The 14,076-nt window shown below is 66.3% G+C and carries 16 protein-coding genes; 11 read left to right on the top strand and 5 right to left on the bottom strand.

Features of this window, described 5'->3' with window-relative positions; genetic code table 11:
- Positions 1-29 precede the first annotated feature (29 nt).
- Entirely contained in the window at positions 30-1,172 is a 1,143-nt protein-coding gene (locus tag J7I89_RS00125) for a DNA polymerase III subunit delta' (protein WP_214966381.1), read from the bottom strand.
- On the bottom strand, positions 1,169-1,825 hold the full coding sequence (tmk, locus tag J7I89_RS00120) for a dTMP kinase (protein WP_214966380.1): 657 nt from the start codon (positions 1,823-1,825) through the stop codon (positions 1,169-1,171). Before tmk ends, J7I89_RS00125 begins: the two co-directional genes overlap by 4 nt.
- A gap of 86 nt (positions 1,826-1,911) precedes the next feature.
- Between tmk and J7I89_RS00115 the strand changes: the two genes are divergently transcribed.
- Together J7I89_RS00115 and J7I89_RS00110 are read left to right on the top strand one after the other, a co-directional pair.
- Positions 1,912-3,096, top strand: a complete 1,185-nt coding sequence (locus tag J7I89_RS00115; RefSeq protein ID WP_214966379.1) for a PLP-dependent aspartate aminotransferase family protein — start codon at positions 1,912-1,914, stop codon at positions 3,094-3,096.
- Between the two features lie 9 nt (positions 3,097-3,105).
- A complete protein-coding gene (locus tag J7I89_RS00110) occupies positions 3,106-3,462 on the top strand; it encodes a DUF2516 family protein (protein ID WP_214966378.1) in 357 nt (118 codons plus the stop codon).
- Between the two features lie 95 nt (positions 3,463-3,557).
- On the opposite strand, the gene J7I89_RS00105 is transcribed toward J7I89_RS00110, so the two are convergent.
- The gene (locus tag J7I89_RS00105) at positions 3,558-4,379 is read right to left on the bottom strand and encodes a class I SAM-dependent methyltransferase (protein ID WP_214966377.1); all 822 of its coding nucleotides are present in this window, start codon (positions 4,377-4,379) and stop codon (positions 3,558-3,560) included.
- A gap of 133 nt (positions 4,380-4,512) precedes the next feature.
- On the opposite strand from J7I89_RS00105, the gene J7I89_RS00100 reads away from it, so the two are divergent.
- Positions 4,513-5,259: a phosphoglyceromutase gene (locus J7I89_RS00100; protein WP_214966376.1), complete on the top strand. Its 747-nt coding sequence runs from the start codon at positions 4,513-4,515 to the stop codon at positions 5,257-5,259.
- 81 nt (positions 5,260-5,340) lie between these two features.
- Here J7I89_RS00100 and phoU read toward each other — a convergent pair whose 3' ends face one another.
- Entirely contained in the window at positions 5,341-6,003 is a 663-nt protein-coding gene (phoU, locus tag J7I89_RS00095; RefSeq protein ID WP_214966375.1) for a phosphate signaling complex protein PhoU, read from the bottom strand.
- Between the two features lie 203 nt (positions 6,004-6,206).
- Between phoU and J7I89_RS00090 the strand changes: the two genes are divergently transcribed.
- Both J7I89_RS00090 and J7I89_RS00085 read left to right on the top strand, forming a co-directional pair.
- The gene (locus tag J7I89_RS00090; protein WP_214966520.1) at positions 6,207-7,496 is read left to right on the top strand and encodes a cell wall metabolism sensor histidine kinase WalK; all 1,290 of its coding nucleotides are present in this window, start codon (positions 6,207-6,209) and stop codon (positions 7,494-7,496) included.
- A complete protein-coding gene (locus J7I89_RS00085; RefSeq protein ID WP_214966374.1) occupies positions 7,493-8,173 on the top strand; it encodes a response regulator transcription factor in 681 nt (226 codons plus the stop codon). The genes J7I89_RS00090 and J7I89_RS00085 overlap by 4 nt, the downstream gene beginning before the upstream one ends.
- A gap of 87 nt (positions 8,174-8,260) precedes the next feature.
- On the opposite strand, the gene J7I89_RS00080 is transcribed toward J7I89_RS00085, so the two are convergent.
- A complete protein-coding gene (locus tag J7I89_RS00080) occupies positions 8,261-8,818 on the bottom strand; it encodes a hypothetical protein (RefSeq protein ID WP_214966519.1) in 558 nt (185 codons plus the stop codon).
- Positions 8,819-9,147: 329 nt separating this feature from the next.
- On the opposite strand from J7I89_RS00080, the gene J7I89_RS00075 reads away from it, so the two are divergent.
- The 6 genes from J7I89_RS00075 (at position 9,148) to rlmB (ending at position 14,074) form a co-directional block, all read left to right on the top strand.
- Entirely contained in the window at positions 9,148-9,630 is a 483-nt protein-coding gene (locus J7I89_RS00075) for a CarD family transcriptional regulator (protein ID WP_026266570.1), read from the top strand.
- A 173-nt stretch (positions 9,631-9,803) separates the two neighbouring features.
- On the top strand, positions 9,804-10,586 hold the full coding sequence (gene ispD, locus J7I89_RS00070; RefSeq protein ID WP_214966373.1) for a 2-C-methyl-D-erythritol 4-phosphate cytidylyltransferase: 783 nt from the start codon (positions 9,804-9,806) through the stop codon (positions 10,584-10,586).
- A 52-nt stretch (positions 10,587-10,638) separates the two neighbouring features.
- Entirely contained in the window at positions 10,639-11,124 is a 486-nt protein-coding gene (ispF, locus tag J7I89_RS00065) for a 2-C-methyl-D-erythritol 2,4-cyclodiphosphate synthase (RefSeq protein ID WP_214966518.1), read from the top strand.
- Between the two features lie 54 nt (positions 11,125-11,178).
- Positions 11,179-11,505 (top strand): hypothetical protein, encoded by a 327-nt coding sequence (locus tag J7I89_RS00060; protein WP_214966372.1) that lies wholly within the window; start codon positions 11,179-11,181, stop codon positions 11,503-11,505.
- Positions 11,506-11,534: 29 nt separating this feature from the next.
- Positions 11,535-12,989 (top strand): cysteine--tRNA ligase, encoded by a 1,455-nt coding sequence (cysS, locus tag J7I89_RS00055; RefSeq protein ID WP_214966371.1) that lies wholly within the window; start codon positions 11,535-11,537, stop codon positions 12,987-12,989.
- A gap of 92 nt (positions 12,990-13,081) precedes the next feature.
- Complete coding sequence (gene rlmB, locus J7I89_RS00050; RefSeq protein ID WP_214966370.1) at positions 13,082-14,074, top strand: 23S rRNA (guanosine(2251)-2'-O)-methyltransferase RlmB; 993 nt, start codon at positions 13,082-13,084, stop codon at positions 14,072-14,074.
- Positions 14,075-14,076: the final 2 nt, after the last annotated feature.

Below are 14,076 nucleotides of genomic sequence, written 5' to 3'. Positions count from 1 at the left end.
ATCGTGGGACAGGGCGGGCGGTGGTGCGGCTAGATCAGGCTGGCGGCCATTGACTCGATGGTCAGCAGCGGCGCGACGTTCGTAGTGGTGATGCGTTTGCGGGCCTTGTTGATGGCATCCATCCTTGCAAGGGTCACCTCGGGGCTTGACCTGCCGGCAAATTCCTCCAGCTCGCCTCTCAGCTCAACGTTCACCAAATCCACGGCGTTCCCCAGCTGGATGATCAGAACGTCCCGGTAGAACGACAGAAGATCAGTGAGCGTCCGGTCCAAGGAGTCCGTGACGGAGCGTTTTGCACGCCGCTTCTGGTCGTCCTCAAGCTGCTTCACCTGGCTGCGCATGGCAGGCGGCAGGGTTCCGGTCTCGGGGGCACCCAGCGTGGCAAGCAGCGCGGCTTTCTCGGCGGCGTCACGCTCCTCATTGGAGCTGTTGGCCTCCTCGGTGGCGATCTTCACCAGTTTATCAGCCATCATGACGGCGGCCGTAATGCCCCGGAGGCCGAGCGGGAACCGGACGGTTTCAAGCCGCCGTTCCCGGGCTTGGGCGTCGCGGGCCAGGCGGCGGGCGATTCCCACATGGCTCTGTGCGGCGCGGGCCGCGCGTTCGGCCAGCGCGGGATCCACGCCGTCGCGCTTGACCAGGAGGGCCGCCACGTCAGCGGCGGGCGGGAGCCGCAGGGCCACTGCCCGGCACCTTGACCGGATGGTTACGAGGACGTCGGCCCGGGAGGGCGCGCACAGCATCCAGATGGTGCGCGGCGTGGGTTCCTCGATCGCCTTTAGCAGCACGTTGGTGGTGCGCTCGGCCATGCGGTCGGCGTCCTCGACCACGATGATCCGCCAGCGCCCCGACGACGGCCGGTTGCCTGCGGTGGAAACGAGCTCGCGCGCCTCCTCGATGGTGATGGTCACCTTTTCGGTGCGCACGAATGCGACGTCGGCGTGGGTCTCTCCGAGGATGGTCAGGCACGCCGGGCACTCGCCGCAGCCGCGGAGGGAGACGTCGTCCTGGTCGCAGTTCAATGCGGCGGCGAAGGCTTTGGCGGCATTCGAACGGCCCGAGCCGGGCGGTCCGGTGAACAGCCACGCGTGGGTGGGCCCTTCACCCATGGCGGCCTGCCGCAGCTGGGCGACGACGGCCGGCTGGCCCTGGAGGTCGTCCCAGACTGTCATCCCAGGCTCCTGCCGGAGGCGGCCAGCAGTTTCTCGACGCGGTCCAGGATGATGGCCGCGAGCTCCTCGACGGGCAGCCGTGCCTCGAGCACAAGGTAGTTCTCCGGGCGGGCGGCGGCGAGATCCAGGAAGGCCTGCCGGATCCGGGCATGGAACTCGTCAGCCTCCGATTCCAGGCGGTCCTCCGCGGCGTCGCCGGCCGTGCGGCGGCTGCGGCCGTCTGCCGGGTGGACGTCCAGCAGCACCGTGAGGTCCGGCTGCAGCCCGGAGGTGGCCCACTCGTTGATGCTCCGCACGGCGTCCGTACCGAGGTCCCGCCCTGCGCCCTGGTAAGCCACGGAGGAGTCGATGTAGCGGTCCGTCAGCACCACTTCGCCGCGCTCCAGGGCAGGCCTGATGATCTGGCTGGCGTGGGCGGCGCGGGAGGCGGCGAAGATCAGGGCTTCCGTGTGGGCGTCGATGTGGCCATGGCCGTGATCCAGCACGAGGGAGCGCAGCTTTTCACCGATCGGCGTTCCGCCCGGTTCCCTGGTCCGCAGCACGGTCAGGCCCAGCGATTCGAGTGATCCGGCCAGCCGGGCGGCCTGCGTTGACTTGCCGGCGCCGTCACCGCCTTCGAAGGCGATGAAAAGTCCGGGACTCTGCGTATTCACTTGTCCAGCCTACCGATAATCACCGACAGGAAAGGCCCGCCGTAACCGCTTTTCCACCCCGCAGGCGGCCAACGTACGCTTTGACCATGAGCCTTTCCGAACAGCATGCCGCGTCCCTTTCGGCGGAAACGGTGGTTGTGGCCGCCGGCCGTCCTCCCCGCGAACGGGACGAGCCTGTCAACCCGCCCATCGTGCTGTCCTCCACGTACTTCGGGACCGGGGCCCTTGCCGACGGCGACCGCGGCTACGGCCGCTACTCGAACCCCACCTGGGACCCCTTCGAGGAGGCACTCGGCCAGCTCGAAGGCGCCTCGCTTCCCGGCCTCCTGTACGCCTCCGGCCTGGCGGCGGTCAGTTCCGCCCTCTCGCTCATCCCCGCCGGCGGTGTGCTGGTGATGCCGTCCCACAGCTACTCCGGTTCCTTGGTGATGGCTGCCGAACTGGCTGAGAAGGGCTTCCTGGAGCTCCGCACGGTGGACATCGCGGATACCGACGCCGTCCGGGCCCAGATTGCGCCCAAGGAGGGCAAACCCGCTGACATGCTGTGGCTCGAGAGCCCCACCAACCCCATGCTCGGGATCGCCGACATCCGGGCGCTCACCCAGGCGGCCCACGACGCCGGCGCGATCGTCGTCACGGACAACACCTTTTCCACACCGCTGGTGCAGCAGCCCCTCAAACTGGGGTCCGACGTCGTCCTTCACTCGGTGACCAAATACCTGGCGGGCCACTCCGACGTCGTGCTGGGCGCCCTGGTGACATCGAATGCCGAACTGCGGGAAACCCTGCTCCACCACCGCATCATCCACGGCGGCATCGCCGGTCCCTTCGAAGCCTGGCTGGCGCTGCGCGGTCTGCGGACGCTCGCGCTGCGGATTGAGCGCTCGCAGGCCTCCGCCGCGGTGCTCGCCGAGAGGCTGAGCGCCCACCCGGCCGTCGAGAGCATCCGGTATCCGGGCCTGACCTCGGACCCGGGACACGACCGGGCGAAGTCGCAGATGACGGGCTTCGGCTCCATCGTCTGCATCCAGATCGCCCCGGCCGGAGGGCTCAGCAGCGCCGACACCGCGGACAAGCTGGTCCGCGCCCTGCAGCTGTGGCTGCCCGCAACCTCACTCGGCGGCGTGGAATCACTGATTGAACGACGACGCCGGCACGCGGCTGAGCCGGTCAGCGTTCCTGAGAATCTGGTCCGGTTGAGCGTCGGAATCGAAAACGTCGAGGACCTTTGGGCCGATTTGCAGCAGGCATTGGACGGTTTGGACAGTTAGGCTGGGTTGGTGGACGGAAGAGTACTGATCTTTTATGTGGAGAACGCGGTTTACTACATCCTGGGGCTGGTGGCGCTGGCCCTTGAAGTGTGGGCCTTCTTCGACTGCGTCCGTCACAGGGCCAACGCGTTTGAGGCTGTAGGCAAAAGGACCAAGACGTTCTGGCTGGCGCTGACGGGCGGCAGTTTGGCTGTCGGCGCGCTGTCCGTGCTGGGCGGCGGGGGAGGCGGCCTGATCGGGCCCCTCGGCCTGTTTGGCCTGGCCGCGGTAGTGGCGGCCTCCGTGTACCTGGCGGACGTTCGCCCTGCAGTGAAGGACGCCGGCCGCGGCGGCAGCCGCAACATAGGCCCCTACGGCCCCTGGTAGTCCCCACCGGCACCCTAAGCTCGCAAGCTCGCTCAGGGAACCCTGCCGGCGTGGGCCCAGCACGCCGTCCGCCGGTTGAGCTTGTCCCCGGACCCTTAGTCCGGCGCCACGGCTTCCCAGCCGACCGTAAGTTCCCCGAGGCGCCACCGCGCCGGCCCGTCGTGGACCGGCCATCCGCCGTCGAGCAGTGCCCGGCACATGGCCGTCCACCGCTGCCGGTTTCCGAACGACGCAAACGGCGCCGATTCCAGCCACGCCCGGTCCATGGCCTGCAGCAGTCCGTGGATCCGTTCGCCGGGAACATTCCGGTGGATGAGCGCCTTGGGCAGCCGTTCGGCGATGTCGGAGGGCAGGTCGAAACTGCCGAACCGCACGGACATGCTCAGGCTGACCGGGCGCTCGGCATCGAGCGCAATCCACGTGACCCGGCGGCCGATCTCGTCGCATGTTCCGTCGATGAACAGTCCGCCAGGCGCCAGCCGTTCCTGCACCAGCTGCCAGATGCCGTGGACATCCGCTTCCTCGTACTGCCGCAGCACGTTGAACGCGCGGACCAGGACGGGCTGCCCCTGCACCGGGAGCTCGAACCCGCCGGTCAGGAAGCTCAGTCCGGGGCGCTCGAGGGCCTTCGCCGCGCGTACGCGTTCCGGCTCGATTTCGATCCCGCAGACGCGCACATCCGCGCGGACGGCACCGAGCCGTTCAAAGAGCTCGACGGCGGTGGCCGGGGAGGCGCCGTAGCCGAGATCGATGACCAGCGGGTTGGCCGACGCCCGGAGCCGCCAGGCCTGCGGCCCTGCCAGCCAGCGGTCCAGCCTGCGCATTCGGTTGGGATTCGTGGTGCCGCGGGTTACGTTGCCGACTGGCTTTCCCCGGTTGCTACGGTTCGCCGCCACCCGCTCTGCTTTCTGCACCACCGCCCCAGCCTACCCAACTCGGGGCCGCCTTCCGGCCGTCCCACCTCCGCGCAGGAGCGGCTACCGAGCGGCTAAGGGGTGGCGGAATGTAACGCTCGGCGCTGGCAGGTCCTGCTCGGCTAGGATGAAAATCATGACTTACAAGTTGATTCTGCTGCGCCACGGCCACAGCGACTGGAACGCCAAAAACCTCTTCACCGGCTGGGTGGACGTTGACCTGAACGAGCAGGGCCGCCAGGAGGCAATTCGCGGCGGAGAGCTTCTGGTTGAGCACAACGTGCTCCCGGATATCCTCTACACTTCGGTCCTGAAGCGGGCCATCAACACGGCCAACATCTCCCTGGACAAGGCCGACCGCGGCTGGATCCCCGTTAAGCGCGACTGGCGCCTGAACGAACGCCACTACGGCGCCCTGCAGGGCAAGGACAAGGCACAGACCCTCGCCGAATTCGGCGAGGAGCAGTTCATGCTGTGGCGCCGGTCCTACGACACCCCGCCGCCGCCCCTGGACGACAACAGCGAGTTCTCCCAGGCGCGCGATCCCCGTTACGCGGACCTGGGCGACGCCCTCCCGCGCACCGAGTGCCTGAAGGACGTCCTGATCCGCCTGATGCCGTACTGGGAATCGGACATCAAGGAAGACCTCAAGGCCGGCAAGACCGTCCTGGTCACGGCCCACGGCAACTCGCTGCGCGCCCTGGTCAAGCACCTGGACGGCATCAGCGACGAAGCCATCGCCGGCCTGAACATCCCCACGGGCATCCCGCTCGTGTACGACCTGGACGAGGACTTCCAGCCCATCAACCCGGGCGGCACCTACCTCGATCCCGAGGCCGCCGCGGAGGCCATCCAGGCCGTGGCCAACCAGGGCAAGAAGTAGAGCTTTCGAGACGACGACGGCGGCCGGTCACCTGAGGTGACCGGCCGCCGTCGTTCGCTGCTTTAAGAGGCGCGGGAGCCCTTAGCCGTGCTCGATGCTGTTCGGGTGCCAGGCACCCGTCACGAGGTACGTGACCTTCTGGGCAACGGAGACGCCGTGGTCTGCAAAGCGCTCGAAGTAGCGGCTGGCGAGGGCCACATCCACGGTGGTGGCCGGTGATTCCTGCCAGTCGCTGCGGGCGATCGCCTTGAAGACGCTGAGGTGAAGGTCGTTCACCACGGAGTTGGCCTTCATGATGTCGCGGGCAACTTCGAGGTCACGGGTCTCGAGCAGTTCCGTGAGCTTGTTGGCAATCTGGATGTCCTGCTCCGCGAAGCACTTGAACGTTTCCGTGAGGGACGCCGGGATGACCGTGGAGGGGAAGCGGAGGCGCGCCAGCTGGGCGATATGGCGGGCAAGGTCGCCCATGCGCTCAAGCGATGCGCTCATGCGGAGCGAACCCACGATCATGCGCAGGTCGCTGGCGACAGGGCCCTGGAGGGCGAGGATGTCGATGGCGCGCTCGTCGAGGCTGTTCTGCAGGAAGTCGATGCGTGCGTCGGCCGCGATGACATCCTGCGCCAGATCGACGTCGGCGACCTCGAAGGAATTCGTTGCTTTGACGATCGCTTCGCTGACAAGCTTTGAAATTTCGATGAGGTCTTCGCCCACCTGGGCGAGCTCCTCCTGAAAAACCTTACGCACGTAGGCGTCCTTTCCTTGGAAACTCCGCCCCGCCGCGGCGGTCAGAATTTCGTGTCACCGTTCCGGCAGTCCAACTGGTCACTATTCCAGTGTCCGGTGAACTGTTACGCACCTCTAGATGAACGTTAGCTGAATCCGCACCCTCTTGGCCGCAGATCGACTATTCGGGCTTCACGGAAGCATAAGCTGGAGCCGTGGATCCAATGCTCATAGGTGTCATCGCCGGCCTACTCGGCCTGTCGTTCGGCGTCTTTGGCGTGCTCGCGTTCAGGGTCAGCGAGCAGCAGCGGAAACTCGTGGACGTCGAATATGACGAGCCTGCCCTGCCGCCGGGATCCGCTGAGGTGCTTGCCGTCGTCGGGCAGGCGTTTGTTGTGGTGGACGCCATCGACGGCGTGGTCCGCGCCAGCCCTGCCGCCTATGCCTACGGTCTGGTGCGCGGCCATACTGTTGTGCACCGGGAGCTTCTGGACATGACGGCCAATGTGCGCCGCGACGGCGTCATCCTGGAGAAGCAGCTCGAGCTCCCGCGGGGCCCGCTCGGCCAGGGAACCATCGTCGTGCAGGTGCGGGCAGCCATGCTGGGCGAAGAATACATCCTGCTGCTGGCCAATGACCGGACCGAGATCACGCGCACCGAAGAGATCCGCAACGACTTCGTGGCCAACGTTTCGCATGAGCTGAAGACCCCTGTGGGGGCCATCTCGCTCCTGGCGGAGGCACTCGAATCCTCGGCGGACGACGAAGAAGCCGTCCGCCGTTTCGCCAAGCGCATGCATAAGGAATCCGCCCGGCTGGCGGCACTCGTGCAGGACATCATTGAACTGTCCCGTCTCCAGGGGGCGAATGTGGCGCAGCGGGGTCATGCCGTGGACATCAACGACGTCATCTCCGAAGCGGTGGACCGCTCACAGCTCCCGGCCGAGAGCAAGAACATCCAGATCGTCATCGGCGGCCGGGTTGAAGCCAAGGTCTACGGCGACCAGGACCTCCTTGTGACGGCCCTGCGCAACCTGATCGACAACGCCATCCGCTATTCGCCGGAGAACACTCGGGTGGGCATCGGCGTACGCTCCAAGGAAGGCCTGATTTCGGTTTCGGTCACCGATCAGGGCGAGGGCATGTCGCCCGAGGACCAGGAGCGGGTATTCGAACGCTTCTACCGCGTGGATGCGGCGCGGTCGCGGCACACCGGCGGAACCGGGCTGGGACTGAGCATCGTCAAGCATGTCATTTCCAACCACGGCGGCGAAGTCACCCTGTGGTCACAGCCCGGCCAGGGCTCCACCTTCACGCTCCGCCTGCCGGAGCTGGAGGGGCAGGACACCGACTCCGCCCCCGAGGCCCGTCCGCCCCGGCCGCGTTCCTCCGCAGGGCAGACGCGCGACGCCAAGTCGTCCGGTCACGCCAAGTTGCCAGACGGCAGCCAACCCCAAAACGTCAGGGAACCACGCGACGCCGCCGGCGTCCACGAACGAGGAGCTAACGCTTGAGCAGGATTCTTATTGTTGAGGATGAGGAATCGTTCAGCGATCCGCTGTCCTATCTGCTGGGCAAGGAGGGGTTCGAGGTCGAGGTTGTGGACAACGGCCTGGACGCCATTAAGGAATTCGACCGCAACGGCGCTGACCTCGTGCTCCTGGACCTGCAGCTGCCGGGACTGTCCGGTACGGAAGTCTGCCGGCAGCTTCGGCAGCGCTCCAGCGTCCCGGTGATCATGCTGACCGCCAAGGACTCAGAGATCGACAAGGTGGTGGGGCTCGAACTGGGCGCCGACGACTACGTCACCAAGCCCTACTCCTCCCGGGAACTCGTGGCGCGGGTCCGCGCGGTGCTCCGGCGCCAGGGCGAACCGGAAGAACTCGTTTCCTCCACGGTCCACGCCGGGCCGGTGCGGATGGACATCGAACGCCACGTTGTGAGCGTCGACGGCGAGCAGGTGTCCCTGCCGCTGAAGGAATTTGAACTGCTGGAGATGCTGCTGCGGAATTCCGGCAGGGTGCTGACCCGGGGCCAGCTGATTGACCGCGTGTGGGGGTCCGACTACGTCGGCGACACCAAGACCCTGGACGTGCACGTCAAGCGGCTCCGCAGCAAGATTGAACCCGATCCGTCGCTGCCGCGGTTCCTGGTCACCGTCCGCGGGCTGGGCTACAAGTTCGAGCCGTAAGCGCAGAAATACCAGAGAAGGAGGGGCTCCCGGACGGGAGCCCCTCCTTCTCTGTCATTCAGCTGTGCGGCAGCCCGTCAGTCTGCGTCAGTGGCCTTCGCTGGGGGCCGGGGTGCTTTCGCCATGCGTTGCAGTCTCGCTAGGCGTCGGAGTTTCGGTGGGCGTGCTGCCAGCGGGAAGGTACTTTTGGTATTCCTTCAGGGTTCCGTCAACCACCGGCAGCTTGACGGTCTTGTTGACGTTCGTTCCGTCTTCGGTGACTTGGACGTCCACGAGGGTTCCGGGCTTGCCGCCTGCCGTGCTCAGCGTCGCGGCATCCGTAGAGTCGTTCAGCAGCGTGTAGGAGTTCTTCTTCACCGAAACCTCGGTCTGGGAACCCTCCGCACCCTTGAGCGTCACCTTGACGTCCTTGGAGGACGAGTTGTAGACGGCGCCGATCACCCGGCCGGGTTCGTTTTCACCCGTGGAGACGATGAGCATGTTGCGCAGCTGCACCGGCCCCACGTCGGAGCGGGTGCCGTCGGAGGCAGCGTACTGGTGAGAGGTCTGCTGGGCGTTGACGTAGCCGCAGCCTGTCAGGGCCAGCAGGCCGACGCTCAGGGCGGCAGCCGCCATTGCCAACTTGCCGCGCTGGCCCCGGTTCATCGCAGTGAAACGCACGTCACGCACTCCTTGAAAAGTCTTGAAACAGTTTTCAGGCATAGCCTATCGGCAAACGGACCCAAACAAGGATTCGGCCGGTACACATACCTGCCCGTTTCGGCACCTTGGTTGGGCCGCGCGAGGAGGCTCTGACTACCCGCGCGTAACGCTTGTCGGCGGGTCGCGAATGCACTATTATCCGCGTTCGTCAAGGGGTTTGGGCGGCTGATTCAGCCCATTTTCCGCGGATTTACGCGGTTCCTGACCCGGATCCGTGCCAGTCATATGCCTTAATCGTGATAAACTGGTCTGCGGGAAAGGGGAAAGTCCACATGGTTTTTGAGGTCGGCGAGACAGTAGTTTACCCTCACCACGGTGCAGCAAAAATTGAAGAAATCAAGATGCGCACTGTCAAGGGCGAAGAGAAGATGTATCTCAAGCTCAAGGTGGCTCAGGGTGATCTGACCATTGAAGTTCCAGCAGAGAACGTTGACCTTGTTGGGGTTCGCGACGTAGTGGGCAAAGAAGGCTTGGAGCACGTATTTGACGTGCTCCGTGCCGAGTTCACTGAGGAGCCCACCAACTGGTCACGTCGTTACAAGGCAAATCTGGAGAAGCTTGCTTCCGGTGACGTCATCAAGGTAGCAGAGGTCGTCCGCGACCTGTGGCGCCGGGATCACGACCGGGGCCTTTCCGCAGGCGAGAAGCGAATGCTGGCCAAGGCCCGGCAGATTCTGATCTCAGAATTGGCTTTGGCTGAAAAGACCGACGAAGAGAAGGCAGCAAGCGTTCTCGACGAGGTCTTGGCTTCCTAAGAATTGAACCCCGGTGGCACCGAGCCACCGGGGTTTCTTTTTTGCCCAGAATGCCCAACTGGGTAGCAGCAGACGCCGTTATGGGCGCCCAAAACGGCGTGTGCTGCTACCCAGTTGGGCCTGAGTGCGCGTAATTGGCCTGGGCCGGGTGGCCGGGACGTAGGCTAGACGGCATGAACAATGCACCTACGCGCCCCGTCACCGCCGTGATCCTGGTGGCGGCAGGATCCGGGCAGCGGCTCGGCTACGGCATGCCCAAGGCCGCTGTTCCGCTCGGCGGCGAACCCATCCTCCTGCATGCGCTCCGCGGCATTGTGGCCTCCGGGGTAGCGAGCCAGGTATGCGTCGCGCTGCCTGCCGGCGATGACCGGCTGCGGCAGCTGTGCGAAGACTTCCGGGTGGAGCTCGTTGACGGCGGCCCGCTCCTGACCACGGTCGACGGCGGAGCCACCAGGGCGGATTCCGTCCGGTCCGCGCTGGCTGCCCTCGAGGACGGCACCGAGGCGGTGCTCGTGCACGATGCGGCCCGCGCCCTGACGCCCGAGTCAGTCTTCCACCGCGTGGCCCAGGCCCTGGCCGCCGGGGCATCGGCCGTCATCCCGGTCATTCCCGTGGTGGACACGGTCAAGACGGTCGCCGCCACCCAGGGCCGCGACTCGGACATCGCCCCTGAACTCGTCACCGGAACGGCCCCGCGGGAGGAGCTGCGGGCAGTTCAGACGCCGCAGGGCTTCAACCTTGAGACCCTCAGGCAGGCGCACCAGGCCGCGCTCCGGTTCGACGAGCGCGAGGCCGCCGCCGTCACCGACGACGCCATGCTGGTGGAGCTCCTTGGCGTGCCGGTGCACGCCGTCCGGGGCGCCAGCCAGTCCCTGAAAATCACCACGCCGCTGGACCTGATCATCGCCGAAGGCCTCCTCGAGGGTCCCCTGGGCGTCCGCTGGGTCGAGGGCTGAGGGCATGAGCGCAGACAACCCTGCTGAGGCAGTGAATCTGACTGAAGTGAAAATGATCCTGCCCCGCACCGGAATCGGCATTGATGTCCATGCCTTCGCTCCTGAAGACGCGCCGCAGCCGCTCTGGCTGGGAGGCCTATTCTGGGAGGGGGAGCGGGGGCTGGCCGGCCATTCGGACGGCGACCCCGTGGCCCACGCTGCCGCCGACGCCTTGTTCTCCGCGTGCGGCATCGGGGACCTCGGCACCCACTTCGGCACTGACCGCCCGGAGCTGGCGGGCGCCTCGGGTGTCACCCTGCTGGCGGAGGCCGCCCGGATCGTCCGGGCCGCCGGCTTCGAGATCGGCAACATCGCCGTGCAGTTCGTGGCCAACCGCCCCAAGTTCGGTCCCCGGCGCGAAGAGTCGCAGCGGGTCCTCAGTGCGGCCGCCGGCGCCCCGGTGAGCGTCACCGCCACCACCAGCGACGGGCTCGGATTCACGGGCCGGGGCGAAGGCATTTCGGCAGTGGCCACAGCCCTGGTGTACCCGGCCCCGTAGCCGAATCGCCTAGGCTGGAAGCAGCACCAGTACCGCAATACCAGGAGACCCGTCGTGAAAAAGCTGCTTCCCGCCGTCGTGATCGCAGGGCTGCTCCTCGCAGGCTGCGCCGGAAGCCCCAAGATGAGCGTGGAGGAGAGCTGCACGTTCCTCAAGGGCGATACCTTCAAGCCGACCGGCAGCCAGGTCCAGCAGGCGGACCAGATCGCGAAGCACTACCAGGAAGTTGCCGACAAGGTTGCCCCTGAGCTTGCTGACCCGATCCAGAAGATGGCGGACGTCATGAAGAAGGTGGCCGGCACCTCGCTCGGGGACAAGAGCGCAGAGCAGCTTGCCGAGCTCAAGGAACAGAACAACAGGATCGGCGAGGTCTGTAAGTAAGCGGAAATGCCATCGGCTAATCTGGAGCGGTGACCCTCCGTTTTTACGACACCGCATCCGCCGAAGTCCGCGACTTCGTCCCCCTGGTACCCGGCAAGGTAAGCCTGTACTACTGCGGGGCGACGGTGCAGGGGATGCCGCATGTGGGGCACATCCGGTCCGCCATTGCCTTCGACCAGCTGACACGCTGGCTCGAATACCGCGGGTTCCGGGTCACGGTGGTCCGCAACGTGACCGACATCGACGACAAGATCCTCGCCAAGTCCGAGGCGTCCTTCCACCCGGATTTCGAGCAGGAGCCCGGAGCCGTCCCGGAAGAGGAATGGTGGGCGCTGGCCTACCGGTACGAACAGGAATTCCTCAAGGCCTACGACACCCTCGGTGTCTCCCGGCCCACCTACGAGCCACGCGCCACCGGCCACATCCCGGAGATGCACGCCCTCATCCAGCAGCTGATCGACCGCGGCCACGCCTACCCGGCCCTCGACGGCTCGGGTGACGTCTACTTCGACGTGCGCTCCTGGAACAAGTACGGTTCGCTGACGCGGCAGAAGCTCGACGACATGCAGGGGGCGACTGACGCTGACCCCCGCGGCAAGAAGGACCCGCGCGACTTCGCGCTGTGGAAGGGCCACAAGGAAGGCGAGCCGACGACGGCAAGCTGGGTTTCGCCGTGGGGCGCCGGCCGCCCGGGCTGGCACCTCGAATGCTCCGCGATGGTCACCAAGTACCTCGGCACCGAATTCGACATCCACGGCGGCGGCCTGGATCTGCGCTTCCCGCACCACGAGAACGAGATGGCCCAGTCGCAGGCTGCCGGCCACGCATTTGCCAACTTCTGGATGCACAACGGCATGGTCACGTACCAGGGCGAGAAAATGTCCAAGTCCGTGGGCAACACCGTCAGCCCGGCCGAAATGCTGGAACTCGCCCCGCCCCGCGTGGTCCGCTACTACCTCGGCCAGGCGCAGTACCGCTCGGTGCTGGACTACCAGCCGACGTCCCTGCAGGAAGCCACCGCCGCCGTCGAACGCATCGACGGTTTCATCGCACGCGCGGTCCGGGCCCTTTCCACGGACGGCTCCCTATTCTTCGGCAGCCACGGCACTGTGCCGGACGCCTTCGCGGCCGCCATGGACGACGACCTCAACGTGCCGCAGGCCCTCGCGTCGCTGCACGACACTGTGCGCGCCGGGAATTCAGCGCTCACCGCCGGTGACTTCCCGGCGGCACGGCAGGCACTGACCAGCGTGACTGACATGCTCCGGGTCCTGGGCATCAGCGACGCCGCGCAGCCCGCCGTCGACGATCAGGCCACCGCCGCCCTCGGAACTCTCGTGGAGGCGCAGCTCGCCGCCCGCGCAGACGCCCGCGCCCGGAAGGACTGGGCCGCATCGGACGCCATCCGGGACACCCTGTCGGCCGCCGGCGTCGTGGTTGAAGACAACGCGGACGGGGCCACCTGGAGCCTTCAGCGCGGCTAGATCGCCCGGCAGCGACCCGCCCCGGTCAACGATTTAACTTGAGTCAGTAGACTGGAGTTCAGACTTACTCAATACAACCAAGGGTGGAACTCATGGCCAACAACGGTCGCCCGGGCGCAGTCCGCAAGCTCAAGAAGGGCCCCACCACCGGAACCGGTGGCCACGGCCGCAAGGCACTCGAAGGCAAGGGGCCAACCCCCAAGGCCGAAGATCGCCCATACCACAAGGCGTACAAGAACAAGCAGCTCTCGGAGCGCTCCGACGCCAAGCGCGCAGGCGGCGGCCGCAGCGCCGGCGCACGGTCGGGCCCCAAGGGCCGCGCCACTGAAGAAGTGGTCACCGGCCGCAACTCCGTCGTCGAGGCGCTCCGCGCCGGGATCCCCGCGAAGGCACTGCACGTGGCGATCCGCATCGAGATGGACGACCGCGTCAAGGAATCGCTGAAGCTTGCAGCCGAACGCGGCATTCCGCTGCTGGAAACCGGCAAGCCGGAACTTGACCGGATGACAGACGACGCCGTGCACCAGGGCCTCGTGCTGCAGATCCCGCCGTATGAATACCAGGACGCCTATGACCTGGCCGAGCAGACCGTCGACCGGTGGAAGAAGGGGCACGTCTCGAACGCGCCCATCTTCGTTGCCCTGGACGGCATCACGGACCCCCGCAACCTCGGCGCCATCATCCGCTCCGTATCGGCCTTCAGCGGCCACGGCGTGATCGTCCCGGAACGCCGTTCCGTGGGTGTCACGGCCGCCGCCTGGAAGACCAGCGCCGGCGCTGCCGTCCGCGTGCCCGTGGCCCGCGCGTCCAACCTGAACAACGCGCTGAAGCAGTTCAAGACCATGGGCATCTTCGTCCTGGGGCTCGACGGCGACGGCGACGTTTCGCTGCCGGACCTCACCCTGGCCACCGAGCCCGTCTGCATCGTGGTGGGTTCCGAGGGCAAGGGCCTCAGCCGCCTCGTCCGGGAGAACTGCGACCAGATCGTCTCCATCCCGATCGACTCCGCCATGGAGTCGCTCAACGCCTCCATGGCCGTCGGCATCTCCCTCTACGAAGTCTCCCGCCAGCGCGCCGCCAAGTAGTC

The organism is Arthrobacter sp. ISL-5 (genome assembly GCF_018613835.1).
GTDB lineage: Bacteria > Actinomycetota > Actinomycetes > Actinomycetales > Micrococcaceae > Arthrobacter.
Note: the sequence above shows the minus strand (reverse complement) of the source record. Positions and strands in the feature narration are given on the sequence as shown.

Coding starts and splice junctions, on each gene's coding strand:
- J7I89_RS00125 (WP_214966381.1), bottom strand. CDS start 1,172: ATGACAGTCTGGGACGACCTCCAGGGCCAGCCGGCCGTCGTCGCCCAG.
- J7I89_RS00115 (WP_214966379.1), top strand. CDS start 1,912: ATGAGCCTTTCCGAACAGCATGCCGCGTCCCTTTCGGCGGAAACGGTG.
- J7I89_RS00100 (WP_214966376.1), top strand. CDS start 4,513: ATGACTTACAAGTTGATTCTGCTGCGCCACGGCCACAGCGACTGGAAC.
- J7I89_RS00090 (WP_214966520.1), top strand. CDS start 6,207: ATGCTCATAGGTGTCATCGCCGGCCTACTCGGCCTGTCGTTCGGCGTC.
- J7I89_RS00080 (WP_214966519.1), bottom strand. CDS start 8,818: ATGAACCGGGGCCAGCGCGGCAAGTTGGCAATGGCGGCTGCCGCCCTG.
- J7I89_RS00075 (WP_026266570.1), top strand. CDS start 9,148: ATGGTTTTTGAGGTCGGCGAGACAGTAGTTTACCCTCACCACGGTGCA.
- ispD (WP_214966373.1), top strand. CDS start 9,804: ATGAACAATGCACCTACGCGCCCCGTCACCGCCGTGATCCTGGTGGCG.
- ispF (WP_214966518.1), top strand. CDS start 10,639: ATGATCCTGCCCCGCACCGGAATCGGCATTGATGTCCATGCCTTCGCT.
- rlmB (WP_214966370.1), top strand. CDS start 13,082: ATGGCCAACAACGGTCGCCCGGGCGCAGTCCGCAAGCTCAAGAAGGGC.